Here is a 14,974-nt window from a genome sequence, read left to right as displayed (position 1 = left end):
TAATCCCGTGGCTGCCAACTGCGATCTCTGCGGCAAGGGGCCGGGCTTCGGCAACCGTATCTCGCACTCCCACCGCCGCACCCCACGCCGTTGGAACCCCAACATCCAGCGGGTGCGGGCCGTGGTCAACGGGACGCCGAAGCGCCTCTACGTGTGCACCTCGTGCATCAAGGCGGACAAGGTCCCGCGCTGACCGAACCCGCCTCGCGCGCGCCGCGCGAACACGCCTGAACGCACCGGCCGGTCCATCGTCTCGTCACGACGGTGGGCCGGCTTCGTGTGTGTGGTGGCCGTGCGTGCGGTGCCCGTGGTGCACCGGGCCGATGCCGCCGCCCAGCGGGAACCCGGCCGCGATGGCCCCCGTCACGTACCCCTTCGCCGCCGCGACCGCCTCCGGCACCGCCTCGCCCTTCGCCAGCTCGCAGGCGATGGCGGAGGCCAGCGTGCAGCCCGTGCCGTGGGTGTGGCGGTTGGGGTGGCGCGGGGCTCGAAGCCAGTGCTCCTCCGCGCCGTCGGTGAGCAGGTCGGTGGCGGACTCGCCCGGCAGGTGCCCGCCCTTGATCAACGCCCAGCGCGGGCCGTGGGACAGGATCGCGGCGGCGGCGCGGCGCATGTCGTCCTCGCTCGCCACCCGCACGCCGGTGAGCTGCGCGGCCTCCGGCAGGTTGGGCGTCGCCACGGTCGCCGCCGGCAGCAGCTTGGTGCGGACGGCGTCGAGGGCGTCGGCGGCCAGCAGCGGGTCGCCGTGCTTGGAGACGCCGACCGGATCGACGACGACGGGTGCGGCCGTGCCGCCGAGCAGTCCGGCGACGGTCTCGACCAGCTCGGCCGTGGCCAGCATCCCGGTCTTGACCGCCTGCACCCCGATGTCGTCGACGACGCTGCGGAACTGCGCGGCGACCGCCTCGGCCGGGAGCTCCCAGGCGCCCTGCACGCCTCGCGAGTTCTGCGCGGTGACGGCGGTGATGACGCTCATGCCGTGGGTGCCGAGGGCCAGCATGGTCTTCAGGTCGGCCTGGATGCCGGCCCCGCCGCCGGAGTCGGAGCCGGCGACGGTGAGAACGCGGGGCGGTGCGTGTCGCATGCCTTCAGACGGTACTCCGGCCGCACGGCGGGCAAGACGGCGCTCCCGCCGCCCGGTTGGCCCTCGCCGCCGGGCTCGGGCCGCGCGAGGCCGGGCCGGGGCCGCTCAGGCCGCTCAGGGCCGCTCGGGCGTGCCGAAGTGGTCCCAGCCGCCCGCCTTGTCCCAGGGCGCGCCGTCCACCGTCACCCGCGGCAGCGCGGCCTGGCCCGCCGCGCCCGGGCCGGCGGGGCCCGCGCCGCGCAGCCGGGCGGGGAGGACCTCGCCGATGGTGCGCCAGCGGGCGGGGAGTTTGGTCTCGGGCGGGAAGGTGGCGACGAGCGCGTGGTCCTCACCGCCGGTGAGGACCCAGTGCAGCGGGTCGACGCCCACGGCCTGCCCGATGTCGGCCATCTGCGCGGGCACGTCCAGCGAGGCGGTGCGGATGTCGATGCGCACCTTGCTCGCCTGCGCGATGTGCCCGAGGTCGGCCATCAGCCCGTCGCTGACGTCGGTCATGGCGGTGGCGCCGAGCGCGGCGCCGGCCGGGCCCGCGGCGTAGGGCGGCTCGGGGCGGCGGTGGGCCTCGACGAAGGCGCGCGGCGAGCGGAAGCCGCGGGAGAGCACGGCGTATCCGGCGGCGGACCAGCCCAGCCAGCCGGTGACGGCGACGATGTCGCCCGTCCTGGCGCCCGACCGGGTCACCGGCTCGCGGCCGCGCAGGTCGCCGAGGGCGGTGATGGAGACGGTGATGGTCGCGCCGCGCACCACGTCCCCGCCGGCCACGCCGGCCCCGGCCGCCTGGGACTCGTCGCGGATGCCGTCCATCAGCTCGAGCGGCCAGGTGGCGGGGAGTTCGGCGGGCACCACCAGGCCCAGCAGCACGGCGGTCGGCACGGCGCCCATCGCCGCGATGTCGGCGAGGTTCTGGGCGGCCGCCTTGCGGCCGACGTCGTAGGCGGTGGACCAGTCCCGGCGGAAGTGCCGCCCCTCCAGCAGGATGTCGGTGCTGGCGACGACCCGCCGGTCCGGGGCGGCCACCACGGCCGCGTCGTCGCCGGGGCCGAGCCGCACCGCGGGAGCGCCGCTGATCCGGGAGGTCAGCTCCCGGATCAGCCCGAACTCCCCGAGCTCCCCCACACTGCCCTTCACTCAGCTCTCCTCTTGTCTCCTCGTGCCGCGGACCGGAGTCAACCCGGCGCGATCCGCGGCGGCCGACGTCTCCCCGCGCAGGTCATGACGCGCTACGGTAGCGCCCCCGCTCCTCGTAGCCGCTGTGGAGGACCCGTGGTACAGGCGTACATCCTGATCCAGACCGAGGTGGGCAAGGCGTCGGCGGTGGCCGATGTGATCTCCAAGATTCCCGGGGTGATCCAGGCCGAGGATGTCACGGGGCCCTACGACGTGATCGTGCGGGCGGAGGCCGGCACCGTCGACGATCTCGGCCGTCTCGTCGTCGCCGAAGTGCAGCGCGTGCCCGGTATCACACGTACCCTGACGTGCCCGGTCGTCCATCTGTAGCACCCCGTATGCTCGCCGGGTGATCTCCACCGTACGCCGCGCCCTGCCGGTCCCGGTCGTGACCCTGGCCCTGACCCTGGCGCTCGTCTCCTGCACCTCCGGCGGCGATTCCCCCGACGTGGACGTGCCCGCCCCGGAGGGCGAGGCGGCGCGGGCGTGCCGGGAGCTGGCGCGGGATCTGCCGGACCGGGTGGCCGGGCAGGAGCGCGGCACGCTGGATCAGGACACACCCTACGCCGCGGCGTGGGGCGATCCGGCCATCGTGCTGCGCTGCGGGGTACCGCGTCCGGAGGTCATCACCCCGGGCAGCGAGACCTACGATCCCTACGGGACCGACTCGTTCGAGATGGACGGGGTGTCCTGGCTGCTGGAGGAGGAGCCGGACGGGGTGCGCGCCACCACCACCGGGCGCCGGGTCTTCGTCGAGGTGACCATGCCCGACGACTACGAGACGGTGGGCAACCCGCTGGTCGACCTCGTGAACGCCGTCGACGAGCACATACCGCTCGACCCGCTGTACGAGGAGCCGGAGTAGCGGCCCGGCCGCCCGGACGGGGCCCAGCGCACTAGCGCAGCCCGGTGGAGCGGCGCAGCGCGGCCTGGATGAGCAGGTCCACCAGCTCGGGGTAGCTCACGCCGCTGGCCTGCCACATCCGGGGGAACATCGAGATCGGCGTGAAGCCCGGCATGGTGTTGATCTCGTTGATGACGAATTCGCCGTCCTCGCGCAGGAAGAAGTCGGCCCGCGCCAGGCCCTCGCAGGAGGCGGCCTCGAAGGCGGCCAGCGCCAGCTCGCGCACCCGCGCGGTCTGCTCCTCGCTCAGCGGTGCCGGTACGACGCCCTCGGCGGAGTCGATGTACTTCGCCTCGAAGTCGTAGAAGTCGTGGGCGGAGCCGGGGAGGATCTCGGCGGGCACGCTGGCGCGCGGTCCGCCGGGGAACTCCAGCACGCCGCACTCGATCTCGCGGCCGGCCACCGCCGCCTCGACGATGATCTTCGGGTCGTGGTGGCGGGCCTGCGCCAGGGCCTCCTCCAGGCCGGACGGCCCGGTGACGCGGGAGATGCCGATGGAGGAGCCGGCGCGGGCGGGCTTGACGAACAGGGGCCAGCCGTGGTCGCCGGCGAACTCGGCGATCGTTTTGCGGACGGCGTCCGGGTCCCGCTCCCAGGCGCGCGGGCGGATCACGGTGTACGGGCCGACCGGCAGGCCGAAGGAGGCGAAGACGCGCTTCATGTACTCCTTGTCCATGCCGATCGCCGAGGCGAGCACGCCCGCGCCCACGTACGGCACGCCCGACAGCTCCAGCAGACCCTGGAGCGTGCCGTCCTCGCCGTAGGGGCCGTGCAGCAGCGGAAAGACGACGTCGACGTCGCCGAGCTCCTTGGGCACCTCACCTGCCTCGGCGTAGACGACCTCGCGGCGGGCCGGTTCCACGGGGAGCAGTACGCCGCCCCCGCCGGGCTCGGCGACCTGCTCGACGCTGGGGAGGCTGCGTTCGGCGATCGCCATGCGGTCGGGATCGTCGGCGGTCAGCGCCCAGTGGCCGTCGGCGGTGATGCCAATGGGCAGCACGTCGTAGCGGGTGCGGTCGATGGCGCGCAGCACGGCGCCCGCGGTGACGACCGAGACGCCGTGTTCGGAGCTGCGGCCGCCGAAGACGACGGCGACGCGCGGCTTGGCGCCGCGCCTGGGGCGCTGGGGGGTGGGCTCACTACTCATATTCCCCTGAGGCTACCGAATGGGGCAGCGCCCGGCCGCGTCACGCCCGCGGGGGCGCGGCCGTGTCGGCGGTGGCGGGGGTGGCGGGGGTGGCCAAGCGGGTACGGGGTCCGCTGCGGTCGGCAGCGGACCCCAAAGGGGCGCGGGGAACTGCGCGACCAGCCACGACGAGCCCGCAGGCAGCCGACGGCACCATGCGGCACATCCCGCGGAGCGTTCAGCGGTGTTCGGGCTTGGCGGTGCGGGACATCAGCTCCTTGAGCGCGACCTTCGGCGGCTTGCCGTGGTGCACGATGCCCACGACGGTCTCGGTGAGCGGCATGTCCACGCCCTGACGGCGGGCCAGTTCGAGCACGGACTCGCAGGACTTGACGCCCTCCGCGGTCTGGCGGGTGACGGCGATGGCCTCCCGAAGCGTCATGCCGCGGCCGAGGTTGGTGCCGAAGGTGTGGTTGCGCGAGAGCGGCGAGGAGCAGGTGGCGACGAGGTCGCCCATGCCCGCCAGGCCCGCGAAGGTCTGGGCGTCGGCGCCCATGGCGAGCCCGAGCCGGGTGGTCTCGGCCAGGCCGCGCGTGATCAGCGAGCCCTTGGCGTTGTCGCCCAGGCCCATGCCCTCGGCGATGCCGACGGCGAGCGCGATCACGTTCTTCACCGCGCCGCCGAGTTCGCAGCCGACCACGTCGGTGTTGGTGTAGGGCCGGAAGTACGGGGTGTGGCAGGCGGCCTGGAGGCGCCGGGCCACGGTCTCGTCGCGGCAGGCGACGACCGAGGCGGCGGGCTGGCGTTCGGCGATCTCGCGGGCGAGGTTGGGGCCGGAGAGCACGGCGATCCGCTCCGGGCCCGCGCCCGTGACGTCCTCGATGACCTCGCTCATCCGCTTCGCGGTGCCGAGCTCGATGCCCTTCATCAGCGAGACGAGGACGGCGTCGGGCGGCAGCAGCCCGGCCCAGCGGGTGAGGTTGTCGCGCAGCGTCTGGGAGGGCACGGCGAAGACGGCGAACTCCGCGCCGCCGGCGGCCTTGGCGGCCTCGGCCGGGTCGGCGGTGGCGCGGATCGCCGCGGGGAGCTGGACGCCGGGGAGGTACTCCGGGTTGACGCGGGTGGTGTTGATGGCCTCGGCGAGCTCAGGGCGGCGGCCCCAGAGGGTCACCGTGCAGCCCGCGTCGGCCAGGACCATGGCGAAGGCGGTTCCCCAGGAGCCGTTGCCGTAGACGGCGACGTGTGTCACTCAGTTCTCTCCTCCTCGGGCGCCCGAGGGGGCGCTTGCGGTACGTGTGGTGCCTCCGCGGCGGGCACGGACGGCGTTCTGCGGTGAACGTACCGCTTGGCCGGGGGTGTCTCGCCGCGGATCTCGGCGAGCAGCGCCGTGATGGCGTCCATGATCGCGTCCGTGACCTCGCGCAGCACCTCCGCGGTGGGCTCGACGCCCTCGTACGCGCTGAGGTCGACCGGCTCCCCGGCCACCACGACCAGGGTCTTGCGGGGGAAGGGACGGAATCGCTTCTTCCTGGCGTAGGGCGGCATCGCCTCGTGGGCGCCCCACTGGGCGACCGGGATCACCGGGGCGCCGGTGAGCAACGCCACGCGCGCGGCGCCCGTCTTGCCCTCCATCGGCCACAGGCCGGGGTCGCGGGTGAGGGTGGCCTCGGGGTAGAAGACGACGCACTCGCCCCGGTGGACGGCGTCGACCGCGGCCCGGAAGGCGCCGGCGGCGTCGGTGGACTCCCGGAACACCGGGATCTGGCCGGTGCCGCGCATGAAGCGGCCGACGACCTTGCCCCTGAACAGGGACTCCTTGGCGAGGAATCTGGCCACGCGCCCGGTGTTGTACTGGAAGTGGGCGTAGGAGAGGGGGTCGAGGTAGGAGTTGTGATTCACCGCCGTGATGAATCCCCTCTCGGCCGGAATGTGGTCCATTCCGCGCCAGTCCCGCTTGAAGAGGACCAGCATCGGCGGTTTTACCAGAATTGCGGCCAATCGGTACCAGAAGCCGATTTTGCGGCGAGACACTCGGTCACCATCTCCTCTTCCACTCCTCCGGACCGCTTCCGACTCGGTCGTTGCGGACGGCCGGACAAGTGTCACCCCGGGTCGTTGGGCTGTCCAGCGCATCGCCGTACGGCCGCAACGGACCCTTTGCACCCTAATGCGTCGCGTACGGGAAGAAGAGGGAGAATGGCCCGGTGCCCGAGACAGCCTCTGAGACGGAGTGGGCGCTGATCATCCCGCTCAAGCCGCTTCATCTGGCCAAGAGCAGGCTGGCCGCCGAGGCCGGGGAGGTCTTGCGCCCCTCGCTGGCGCTGGCCTTCGCCGAGGACACGGTGGCCGCGGCCCTGGCCTGCCCGCTGGTCGGCGCGGTGTCGGTGGTGACCGACGACCCGCTGGCGGCGCGGCGGCTGGCGCCACTGGGGGCGCGTGTGCTGCCGGACGCACCGGGGCGTGGTCTGAACGCCGCGCTGGCGTACGGGGCCGCGACCATCCGGCACGAGGCCCCGGGCGCGTGGGTGGCCGCGCTCAACGCCGACCTGCCGGCGCTGCGCCCGGAGGAGCTGGGGCGGGTGCTGGCGGCGGCGGGCGGGCACCCGCGCAGCTTCCTGGCCGACGCGGCCGGGGTGGGCACGACGCTGCTGGCGGCGTCGCCCCGCGCGGAGCTGGCCCCGGCGTTCGGCGGCGCCTCGCGGGCGCGCCACCTCGGGACGGGCGCGGTGGAGCTGGCGGTCGCGGGAGTGGACAGCGTGCGGCGGGACGTGGACACCGGGGAGGATCTGCGCGGCGCGCTCGCGCTCGGCGTCGGGCCGCGAACGGCGGCGAGCGCGCGGGCGTTCACAGGGTCTGCAGCGTCACGAGGGTGATGCCGCGCTCCTCGCCCTCGCCCGTCACCTCGATCCGCACCCGCTGGCCCGGACGCAGCAGCCGCAGGCCGCCGGCGTCGAAGGCCTGGGCCCCGAAGTCCATCGGGGTGCCGTCGTCGAGCAGCACGCTCCCGGAGCGCGTCGCGGGGTCGAAGGTGTACGCCGTCGCCTGCATGGGGCCGAGCTTCTCACGCCCGGCCGCGCGGCGGATGCCGGGGGCGGAAACGGCCGTGGGCCGGACTCCTTGAGCGGAGTCCGGCCCACGCGGCGACCGGTGCGGGATGGCCGTCACCTGCGGCGACTGGTGGCCCTCTTGGCGGTGCTCTTGCGCGCCGCCGTCCGCTTGGCCGGCGCCTTCTTGGCAGTGGCCTTCTTCGCGGGCGCCTTCTTGGCGGCGGCCTTCTTGGCCGGGGCCTTGCGGGCCGTGGTCTTCTTGGCCGCCGCCTTCTTCGCGGTGGCCTTCTTGGCCGCGGCCTTCTTCGCGGGCGCCTTCTTGGCGGCGGCCTTCTTCGCGGCGACGCCGCCGGTCAGGCTGCCCTTGGGGGCCTTCTTCACGGCGACATCGTGCTTGGGGAGCTTCTTGGTCCCGGCCACCAGATCCTTGAAGCCCTGCCCGGCGCGGAAGCGGGGCACGGAGGTCTTCTTGACCCGGACCCGCTCCCCGGTCTGCGGGTTGCGTGCGTACCTGGCCGGCCGTTCGACTTTCTCGAACGAGCCGAAGCCGGTCACCGAGACCCGCTCGCCGGCGACCACCGCACGGATGATGGCATCGAGGACGATATCGACCGCGTCGGCGGCCTGCTGGCGTCCGCCGAGCTTGTCGGCGATCGCTTCTACGAGTTGTGCCTTGTTCACGTCTTCCCCTTCGGTGGCGTGGGTGCTGGAACAATTTGTGTTCGCGCGTTTTCGCACGGTAGGCAGATATATTCCGCAAATCAAACGCGAAACGGGCTAATCACCCTTGTGTCGCAACGAACTCGACCATCACGGACTTCCATCGCGACCGTCGCCGGGACGATCCGGCGGCGGCTCCCGCGGTGGCAGCCGCCCCGTCTCAACGTCCTCCATCAGCCGCTCCAGACGGCGGGCGGCGCCGGGGAGGTCCTGCTTGGCGGCCGCCGTGATGGCCAGCAGCCGCCGGGACAGGGCCCGCCGTACGTCATCCGGCACTTGCAGGTCCCGCACCGCGCGATGCGCGTCCTTCAGCCTGGCGGCGACGCGGTCGTAGAGTTCGAGTTGACCGTCGCGTTCCATGCGGCCGATTGTGCCACCTTGGACCTGTTATCGCCCCCTAAGCCCAGCAACGCCCGTGTCGCGTGGGCGACACGGGCGTTGGGGACGCGTCGGGGACCCGCCGGGGCGAGCGGGGAGACTGACTTCGCGTCAGGCTGCCTGGGTACGCGGCTTGTACGCCGGGCGCCGCGCCTCGAACTCGGTGATCGCGGCCTCGTTCCGCAGGGTGATCGAAATGTCATCGAGCCCTTCGAGAAGCCGCCAGCGGGCGTTCTCGTCAAGGTCGAAACCGGCCTCGATGCCCCGCGCGCGGACGGCGCGCCCGACGAGGTCGACGGTGATCTCGGCGGCCGGGTCGGCCTCCGTCAGCTCCCAGAGCGCGTCGACGATCGTCTGCGGCAGCACCACCGTCAGCAGGCCGTTCTTCAGGGAGTTGCCCCGGAAGATGTCGGCGAAGCGGGAGGAGATGACCGTCTTGAAGCCGTAGTTCTGCAGGGCCCAGACGGCGTGCTCGCGCGAGGAGCCGGTGCCGAAGTCCGGGCCCGCGACGAGCACCGTGGCCCCCTCGCGCTCGGGCCGGTTGAGCACGAACTCCGGATCCCTGCGCCACGCCTCGAAGAGCCCGTCCTCGAAGCCGTCCCGGGTGACCTTCTTGAGCCAGTGCGCGGGGATGATCTGGTCGGTGTCGACGTTGCCGCGGCGCAGCGGCACGGCGCGGCCGGTGTGCGTGGTGAAAGCTTCCATGGCTCAGACCTCCACGAGGGCGGGTGCCTCGGCCAGGTCGGCCGGGGACGCGAGGTGACCGAGGACGGCGGTGGCGGCGGCGACCTGGGGCGAGACGAGGTGGGTGCGGCCCCCCTTGCCCTGCCGGCCCTCGAAGTTGCGGTTGGAGGTGGAGGCGCAGCGCTCCCCCGGCGAGAGCTGGTCGGGGTTCATGCCCAGGCACATCGAACAGCCCGCGTGCCGCCACTCGGCGCCGGCGGCGGTGAAGACCTTGTCGAGCCCCTCCTCGACGGCCTGCAGCGCGACCCTGACCGAGCCCGGCACCACCAGCATCCGCACCCCGTCGGCGATCCGGCGGCCGCCCAGCACGGCGGCGGCGGAGCGCAGGTCCTCGATGCGGCCATTGGTGCACGAGCCCACGAAGACGGTGTCGATGGCGATGTCGCGCAGCCGCTGGCCCGCGCTGAGACCCATGTACTCCAGCGCCTTCTCGGCGGCCAGCCGCTCGCTGGCGTCGCCGAACGCGGCCGGGTCGGGCACCGACTCCGACAGCGGCGCGCCCTGCCCGGGGTTGGTCCCCCAGGTGACGAACGGGGCGAGCGAACGGCCGTCGATCACCACCTCGCGGTCGAAGACCGCGTCCGGGTCGGTGCGCAGCGTCTTCCAGTACGCCACGGCCGCCTCCCACTCCTCGCCGGCGGGCGCGTGGTCGCGGCCCCTGAGGTAGGCGAAGGTGGTCTCGTCCGGAGCGATCATCCCGGCCCGGGCCCCGGCCTCGATCGACATGTTGCAGATGGTCATCCGGGCCTCCATCGAGAGCTTCTCGATGGCCTCGCCCCGGTACTCGATGACGTACCCCTGGCCGCCGCCGGTGCCGATCCGGGCGATGATCGCCAGGATCAGATCCTTGGCGGTGACGCCCTCGGGCAGCTCGCCCTCGACGGTGACCGCCATGGTCCGGAAGGGCGCCATGGGCAGCGTCTGGGTCGCCAGCACGTGCTCGACCTGGCTGGTGCCGATGCCGAACGCCAGCGCGCCGAAGGCGCCGTGCGTGGAGGTGTGGCTGTCGCCGCAGACCACCGTCATGCCGGGCTGGGTCAGCCCCAACTGGGGGCCGACCACGTGCACCACGCCCTGCTCGGCGTCGCCCAGCGGGTGCAGGCGCACGCCGAACTCCGCGCAGTTGCGCCGCAGGGTCTCCAACTGGGTGCGCGAGACCGGGTCGGCGATCGGCTTGTCGATGTCGAGGGTCGGTGTGTTGTGATCCTCGGTGGCGATGGTGAGATCGGTGCGCCGCACCCGGCGCCCGCTCTTGCGCAGCCCGTCGAACGCCTGCGGGCTGGTCACCTCGTGCAGCAGATGGAGATCGATGTAGAGGAGATCGGGCTCGCCGTCCGCGCGCCGGACGACATGGTCGTCCCATACCTTCTCCGCCAGTGTCCGTCCCATCGCATTCCCTCCGGCCGTGCTGGTGTGCCGTGCCTGTTTGAGTGGTCTGACGTGGCCGCCATCCGATCCCCGCGCGCCGGATGGTGACCGGGGAACCAAGCGTGGCGCGTTCCACCGAGAATTGAACTTGCGTTTCACACTGTGAGACGCGAGTATCGTTTCATGGACAACTCTAGCGGCGACTCCAGCGGCGTGGGCGTACTCGACAAAGCTGCCCTGGTCCTGGGAGCCCTGGAGTCCGGGCCAGCCACCCTGGCAGGGCTGGTCGGGGCGACCGGGCTGGCCAGGCCGACCGCGCACCGGATGGCGGTGGCCCTTGAGTATCACCGCCTGCTGGCCAGGGACATGCAGGGCCGGTTCGTCCTCGGGCCCCGGCTGGCCGAGCTCGCCGCCGCGGCGGGCGAGGACCGGCTGCTGGCCGCGGCCGGGCCCGTGCTCACCCAGCTCCGCGACGTGACCGGCGAGAGCGCCCAGCTCTACCGGCGCCAGGGCGACATGCGGATCTGCGTGGCCGCGGCCGAGCGCATCTCGGGCCTGCGGGACACCGTACCGGTGGGCTCCACGCTGCCGATGAAGGCCGGGTCCGCCGCCCAGATCCTGCTGGCCTGGGAGGAGCCCGAGCGGCTGCACCACGGCCTCCAGGGCGCCCGCTTCACGGCGACCGCGCTCTCGGGCGTACGCCGCCGCGGCTGGGCCCAGTCCGTGGGCGAGCGCGAGCCCGGCGTGGCCTCCGTCTCCGCCCCCGTGCGCGGGCCCTCCAACCGCGTCGTGGCCGCGGTCTCCGTCTCCGGCCCGATCGAGCGGCTCACCCGCCACCCCGGCCGGATGCACGCCCAGGCGCTGCTGGACGCCGCGGCCAGGCTCACCGAGGCCCTCAAGCGCGGCGGCTGAGCTCAGCCCCTGCCCAGGCCGAGCCGCTCCGCGGCCCCCTCCCCGCGCCGGGCCACGGGTATCACGCCCGTGGCCTCGCCGAGGCCGAAGGCCGGCATGTTCACATAGACCGCCTCGTGGGCACCCGCGGGCACCACGAGGGTCTCGTGCCAGAAGCCGACCCTGCCCCCGCCCTCGCGCAGCCATCCTTGATTAGATAGTGCTACTCTCCAATCGGAGGCGCAAGCGGATCCAGGAGGCAATGGCGATGCGGCTGGCGGAGCTGAGCAGGCGCAGCGGGATCTCCACCGCCACGATCAAGTACTACCTGCGGGAAGGGCTGCTGCCGCCGGGCCGCCGGGTGACCGCGACCCAGGCCGAGTACGACGAGGAGCACCTGCGCAGACTGCGGCTGGTGCGCGCCCTGGTGCAGGTCGGCCGGGTCCCGGTGGCCACCGCCCGTGAGGTGATGGCCGCCGTGGACGACGAGTCGGCCGACCAGCTGTCGCGCATGGGCACCGCCGTGGCCGCGCTCCCCCACGGCGCGCCCCCCGAGGAGCTCCAACGCCGCCTCGGATGGCGCGTCGTGCGGGACAACCCCGCGCACCAGACGCTGGTCTCCGCCCTGACCGCCCTCTTCCGGCTCGGCTTCCCCTGCGACGTGGAGCGCCTGCTGCCCTACGGCCGGGTGGCCGCGCAGCTCGCCGGCCACGAACTGGCGCTGATCGAGCGGTTCGAGGCGCCGACGACGCAGCTTGAGGCGGCCGTGGCGCTCACCGTGCTGTACGAGCCGGTGCTGCTCGGCCTGCGCCGCCTGGCCCAGGCCGAGGAGGCGAACCGCCGCTTCGGCCGCGGGGCCTGAACGGCGCCGCGCGCGACACGAAAACGGCGCCTCCGCGGTTCGCGGAGGCGCCGTGCACGTAGCCCCGACCGGATTCGAACCGGCGCTACTGCCTTGAGAGGGCAGCGTGCTAGGCCGCTACACAACGGGGCCGTACCCCCGACCGGATTCGAACCGGCGCTACTGCCTTGAGAGGGCAGCGTGCTAGGCCGCTACACAACGGGGGCTTGGTCGCTCGATCGCGCTCGGCGATCAGGCGGATCCGCTGGGGTACCAGGACTCGAACCTAGACTAACTGAACCAGAATCAGTCGTGCTGCCAATTACACCATACCCCACCAAAACGCAACCCCCTCGCGGGGGTTTTGCTTAGTGGTCGCGTTCCGGCGACAGACAGAACACTACACCGAGGGGCTTCCGCTGACCAAAATGATTGCCCGCCGACCCCGCTACCCGGCGCTGTCCAGCCGCTCCAGGGCCGCGTCGACGCGGGCGAGGGTGCGGGGGCGGCCGAGGATCTCCAGGGACTCGAAGAGCGGGAGCCCGACCGTGCGGCCCGTGACGGCGACGCGGAGCGGGGCCTGGGCCTTGCCCAGCTTCAGGGCGTGGGACTCCCCCGCGGCCTGGACGGCGGCCTTCAGCGCCTCGGCGGTCCAGTCGGCCAGGCCCGCCAGGGCCTCCCGGATGGTGCGCAGCACATCGGCCGCGCCCGGCTTCATCGCCTTGGCCCAGGACCTCTCGTCGAAGACCGGCTCCTCGAGGAAGAGGAAGTCGACGTTGTCGGTGATGTCGGAGAGCACGGCCACCCGCGTCTGGGCCAGCGGGGCGAGCGCGGCGAAGGCGGCCGGGTCGTACGCCTCGGGCTTCCAGGGGGCGTGCGGGGCCGTGAGCCACGGCGTGCAGGCCCTGACGAAGTCCTCCGTCGGGAGGTGCTCGCGGATGTGGACGGCGTTGATCGCCTCGCACTTCTTCAGGTCGAAGCGGGCCGGGTTGGCGTTGACCGCGCCGATGTCGAAGGCGTCGACCATCTCCTGGAGGGTGAAGATGTCGCGGTCCTCGGCGATCGACCAGCCCAGCAGCGCGAGGTAGTTGAGGAGGCCGGAGGGGAGGAAGCCGCGTTCGCGGTAGAGGTTGAGGGAGGACTCGGGGTCGCGCTTGGAGAGCTTCTTGGTGCCCTCGCCCAGGACATAGGGGAGATGGGCGAAGCGGGGGACGCGGTCGGGGATGACGCCGACGGCGGTCAGGGCGCGGTAGAGGGCGATCTGGCGGGGAGTGGAGGAGAGCAGGTCCTCGCCGCGCAGCACGTGGGTGATCTCCATCATCGCGTCGTCCACGGGGTTGACGAGCGTGTACAGCGGGTCGCCGTTGGCCCGGACCAGCCCGTAGTCCGGGACGTTCTCCGGGCTGAAGGTGAGCTCGCCGCGGACGAGGTCGGTGAAGGTGATGGGCGCGTCCGGCATCCGGAAGCGGACAATGGGGGCGCGGTCCTCGGCCCGGTACGCCGCGACCTCGGCGTCGGTCAGCGTGCGGCACGTGCCGTCGTACCCGGAGGGGCGGCCGGCCTCGCGGGCGGCCTCGCGGCGGGCGGCGAGCTCCTCGGGGGTGCAGTAGCAGTGGTACGCGTGCCCCGCCTCCAGCAGCTTGTCTGCGACCTCGCGGTAGATGTCCATGCGCTCGGACTGCCGGTACGGGCCGTGCGGGCCGCCGATCTCGGGGCCCTCGTCCCAGTCCAGGCCGAGCCAGCGCATCACGTCCAGCAGCGCCTCGTAGGACTCCTCGGTGTTCCGCGCCACGTCGGTGTCCTCGATGCGGAAGACGTACGTGCCGCCGTGGTGGCGGGCGAAGGCCCAGTTGAACAGGGCGGTGCGGACCAGGCCCACGTGGGGGTTGCCGGTCGGTGAGGGGCAGAAGCGCACGCGGACGGGCGCCTGGACGGGGGTGCTCAACTCTTTACGACCTTGTTGGTGAGGGTGCCGATGCCTTCGATGGTGACCGAGACCTCGTCGCCGGCGTGGAGCGGCCCGACGCCGGCCGGGGTGCCGGTGAGGATCACGTCCTGCGGCAGCAGCGTCATGGCCTCGGTGATGTGGACGATCAGGTCCGCGACGGAGCGGACCATCTCGCTGGTGCGGCCGAGCTGCCGCTGCTCGCCGTTGACCGTGCACTGGATGGCGAGGTCGGACGGGTCGAGGTCGGTCTCGATCCACGGGCCGAGCGGGCAGGAGCCGTCGAAGCCCTTGGCGCGCGCCCACTGCGCCTCCCGCTGCTGGACGTCGCGGGCGGTGAGGTCGTTGGCACAGGTGTAGCCGAGGACGACCTCGTGGGCGCGCTCCCTGGGCACCTCGCGGCACAGGCGGCCGATGACGACGGCGAGCTCGGCCTCGTAGTGGAGATCCGCCGTGAAGCCGGGGTACGGGACCGGCGCGTCCGGGCCGAGGACGGCCGTGGAGGGCTTGAGGAAGGTGATGGGCGCCTCGGGGACGACGTTGCCGAGCTCGCGGGCGTGCTCGGCGTAGTTGCGGCCCACGGCGACGACCTTGCTGGGCAGGACGGGCGGCAGCAGGCGCACCTTGTCGACCGGGACGCGACGCCCCGAGCGCTCGATGCCCCCGAAGGGATGGCCCTTGATGATGTCGAGCTCGTCACCCTCGAGTACGCCGAAGCCGACGGTGCCGTCGATGGAGAATCTGGCGATGCGCACGTGA

At 72.8% G+C, this 14,974-nt stretch carries 18 protein-coding genes, 3 tRNA genes and 1 pseudogene; 6 read left to right on the top strand and 16 right to left on the bottom strand.

Annotation, left to right across the window (positions count from 1 at the left end; all coding sequences use genetic code 11):
- The first annotated feature begins 7 nt into the window (after positions 1–7).
- Complete coding sequence (gene rpmB / locus ACTWQH_RS12810; RefSeq protein ID WP_443221600.1) at positions 8–193, top strand: 50S ribosomal protein L28; 186 nt, start codon at positions 8–10, stop codon at positions 191–193.
- Positions 194–256: 63 nt separating this feature from the next.
- On the opposite strand, the gene thiD is transcribed toward rpmB, so the two are convergent.
- Complete coding sequence (gene thiD / locus ACTWQH_RS12805; RefSeq protein ID WP_443286591.1) at positions 257–1,084, bottom strand: bifunctional hydroxymethylpyrimidine kinase/phosphomethylpyrimidine kinase; 828 nt, start codon at positions 1,082–1,084, stop codon at positions 257–259.
- Positions 1,085–1,198: 114 nt separating this feature from the next.
- Positions 1,199–2,212 (bottom strand): thiamine-phosphate kinase, encoded by a 1,014-nt coding sequence (locus ACTWQH_RS12800; RefSeq protein WP_443286590.1) that lies wholly within the window; start codon positions 2,210–2,212, stop codon positions 1,199–1,201.
- A 135-nt stretch (positions 2,213–2,347) separates the two neighbouring features.
- Here ACTWQH_RS12800 and ACTWQH_RS12795 point away from each other — a divergent pair, with 135 nt between their 5' ends.
- On the top strand, positions 2,348–2,581 hold the full coding sequence (locus ACTWQH_RS12795) for an Lrp/AsnC family transcriptional regulator (protein WP_443286589.1): 234 nt from the start codon (positions 2,348–2,350) through the stop codon (positions 2,579–2,581).
- A gap of 19 nt (positions 2,582–2,600) precedes the next feature.
- On the top strand, positions 2,601–3,116 hold the full coding sequence (locus tag ACTWQH_RS12790; protein WP_443286588.1) for a DUF3515 domain-containing protein: 516 nt from the start codon (positions 2,601–2,603) through the stop codon (positions 3,114–3,116).
- A gap of 31 nt (positions 3,117–3,147) precedes the next feature.
- Here ACTWQH_RS12790 and ACTWQH_RS12785 read toward each other — a convergent pair whose 3' ends face one another.
- From ACTWQH_RS12785 to ACTWQH_RS12775, 3 genes are all read right to left on the bottom strand, one after another.
- Complete coding sequence (locus ACTWQH_RS12785) at positions 3,148–4,302, bottom strand: D-alanine--D-alanine ligase family protein (RefSeq protein ID WP_443286587.1); 1,155 nt, start codon at positions 4,300–4,302, stop codon at positions 3,148–3,150.
- A 217-nt stretch (positions 4,303–4,519) separates the two neighbouring features.
- Positions 4,520–5,530, bottom strand: a complete 1,011-nt coding sequence (locus ACTWQH_RS12780) for an NAD(P)H-dependent glycerol-3-phosphate dehydrogenase (RefSeq protein ID WP_443286586.1) — start codon at positions 5,528–5,530, stop codon at positions 4,520–4,522.
- The gene (locus ACTWQH_RS12775) at positions 5,527–6,312 is read right to left on the bottom strand and encodes a lysophospholipid acyltransferase family protein (protein ID WP_443286585.1); all 786 of its coding nucleotides are present in this window, start codon (positions 6,310–6,312) and stop codon (positions 5,527–5,529) included. Before ACTWQH_RS12775 ends, ACTWQH_RS12780 begins: the two co-directional genes overlap by 4 nt.
- A gap of 173 nt (positions 6,313–6,485) precedes the next feature.
- Between ACTWQH_RS12775 and cofC the strand changes: the two genes are divergently transcribed.
- Positions 6,486–7,154, top strand: coding sequence for a 2-phospho-L-lactate guanylyltransferase (gene cofC / locus ACTWQH_RS12770; RefSeq protein ID WP_443286584.1), 669 nt, complete (start codon positions 6,486–6,488; stop codon positions 7,152–7,154).
- On the opposite strand, the gene ACTWQH_RS12765 is transcribed toward cofC, so the two are convergent.
- The 5 genes from ACTWQH_RS12765 to leuC form a co-directional block, all read right to left on the bottom strand.
- Positions 7,126–7,329, bottom strand: coding sequence for a hypothetical protein (locus tag ACTWQH_RS12765; protein WP_443286583.1), 204 nt, complete (start codon positions 7,327–7,329; stop codon positions 7,126–7,128). The two genes, cofC and ACTWQH_RS12765, sit on opposite strands and share 29 nt — an antisense overlap.
- A 113-nt stretch (positions 7,330–7,442) precedes the next feature.
- The gene (locus ACTWQH_RS12760; protein ID WP_443286582.1) at positions 7,443–8,009 is read right to left on the bottom strand and encodes an HU family DNA-binding protein; all 567 of its coding nucleotides are present in this window, start codon (positions 8,007–8,009) and stop codon (positions 7,443–7,445) included.
- 129 nt (positions 8,010–8,138) lie between these two features.
- Positions 8,139–8,408: a hypothetical protein gene (locus ACTWQH_RS12755; protein ID WP_443286581.1), complete on the bottom strand. Its 270-nt coding sequence runs from the start codon at positions 8,406–8,408 to the stop codon at positions 8,139–8,141.
- A 129-nt stretch (positions 8,409–8,537) separates the two neighbouring features.
- Positions 8,538–9,131 carry a 3-isopropylmalate dehydratase small subunit gene (gene leuD / locus ACTWQH_RS12750; protein ID WP_443286580.1) on the bottom strand — a complete coding sequence of 198 codons (594 nt, stop codon included), beginning with the start codon at positions 9,129–9,131 and terminating at the stop codon, positions 8,538–8,540.
- 3 nt (positions 9,132–9,134) lie between these two features.
- Positions 9,135–10,559 carry a 3-isopropylmalate dehydratase large subunit gene (leuC, locus tag ACTWQH_RS12745; RefSeq protein ID WP_443286579.1) on the bottom strand — a complete coding sequence of 475 codons (1,425 nt, stop codon included), beginning with the start codon at positions 10,557–10,559 and terminating at the stop codon, positions 9,135–9,137.
- Between the two features lie 162 nt (positions 10,560–10,721).
- On the opposite strand from leuC, the gene ACTWQH_RS12740 reads away from it, so the two are divergent.
- Positions 10,722–11,450 (top strand): IclR family transcriptional regulator, encoded by a 729-nt coding sequence (locus tag ACTWQH_RS12740; RefSeq protein WP_443286578.1) that lies wholly within the window; start codon positions 10,722–10,724, stop codon positions 11,448–11,450.
- Between the two features lie 2 nt (positions 11,451–11,452).
- Here the strand turns inward: ACTWQH_RS12740 and ACTWQH_RS12735 are convergent.
- Positions 11,453–11,632: pseudogene (locus tag ACTWQH_RS12735) on the bottom strand (monooxygenase family protein); the annotation flags it as partial.
- 65 nt (positions 11,633–11,697) lie between these two features.
- Between ACTWQH_RS12735 and ACTWQH_RS12730 the strand changes: the two are divergent.
- Positions 11,698–12,291 carry a MerR family transcriptional regulator gene (locus tag ACTWQH_RS12730; protein ID WP_443286658.1) on the top strand — a complete coding sequence of 198 codons (594 nt, stop codon included), beginning with the start codon at positions 11,698–11,700 and terminating at the stop codon, positions 12,289–12,291.
- Between the two features lie 59 nt (positions 12,292–12,350).
- On the opposite strand, the gene ACTWQH_RS12725 is transcribed toward ACTWQH_RS12730, so the two are convergent.
- From ACTWQH_RS12725 to ACTWQH_RS12705, 5 genes are all read right to left on the bottom strand, one after another.
- A tRNA-Glu gene (locus tag ACTWQH_RS12725) sits at positions 12,351–12,423 on the bottom strand.
- Between the two features lies 1 nt (position 12,424).
- A tRNA-Glu gene (locus tag ACTWQH_RS12720) sits at positions 12,425–12,497 on the bottom strand.
- A 38-nt stretch (positions 12,498–12,535) separates the two neighbouring features.
- Positions 12,536–12,607 (bottom strand) — tRNA-Gln (locus tag ACTWQH_RS12715).
- Positions 12,608–12,718: 111 nt separating this feature from the next.
- The gene (gene gltX / locus ACTWQH_RS12710) at positions 12,719–14,215 is read right to left on the bottom strand and encodes a glutamate--tRNA ligase (protein WP_443286577.1); all 1,497 of its coding nucleotides are present in this window, start codon (positions 14,213–14,215) and stop codon (positions 12,719–12,721) included.
- Complete coding sequence (locus ACTWQH_RS12705) at positions 14,212–14,970, bottom strand: fumarylacetoacetate hydrolase family protein (protein ID WP_443286576.1); 759 nt, start codon at positions 14,968–14,970, stop codon at positions 14,212–14,214. The genes gltX and ACTWQH_RS12705 overlap by 4 nt, the downstream gene beginning before the upstream one ends.
- Positions 14,971–14,974 lie beyond the last annotated feature (4 nt).

Source organism: Streptomyces sp. 6N223 (assembly GCF_052246635.1).
Taxonomy (GTDB): Bacteria; Actinomycetota; Actinomycetes; order Streptomycetales; family Streptomycetaceae; genus Streptomyces.
This window is presented reverse-complemented; position numbering and strand designations above follow the sequence as displayed.

Excerpts from the sequence above, each read along its gene's own strand:
- thiD (WP_443286591.1), bottom strand. The coding sequence starts at position 1,084 with ATGCGACACGCACCGCCCCGCGTTCTCACCGTCGCCGGCTCCGACTCC.
- ACTWQH_RS12785 (WP_443286587.1), bottom strand. The coding sequence starts at position 4,302 with ATGAGTAGTGAGCCCACCCCCCAGCGCCCCAGGCGCGGCGCCAAGCCG.
- ACTWQH_RS12765 (WP_443286583.1), bottom strand. The coding sequence starts at position 7,329 with ATGCAGGCGACGGCGTACACCTTCGACCCCGCGACGCGCTCCGGGAGC.
- ACTWQH_RS12755 (WP_443286581.1), bottom strand. The coding sequence starts at position 8,408 with ATGGAACGCGACGGTCAACTCGAACTCTACGACCGCGTCGCCGCCAGG.
- leuD (WP_443286580.1), bottom strand. The coding sequence starts at position 9,131 with ATGGAAGCTTTCACCACGCACACCGGCCGCGCCGTGCCGCTGCGCCGC.
- leuC (WP_443286579.1), bottom strand. The coding sequence starts at position 10,559 with ATGGGACGGACACTGGCGGAGAAGGTATGGGACGACCATGTCGTCCGG.
- ACTWQH_RS12740 (WP_443286578.1), top strand. The coding sequence starts at position 10,722 with ATGGACAACTCTAGCGGCGACTCCAGCGGCGTGGGCGTACTCGACAAA.
- ACTWQH_RS12730 (WP_443286658.1), top strand. The coding sequence starts at position 11,698 with ATGCGGCTGGCGGAGCTGAGCAGGCGCAGCGGGATCTCCACCGCCACG.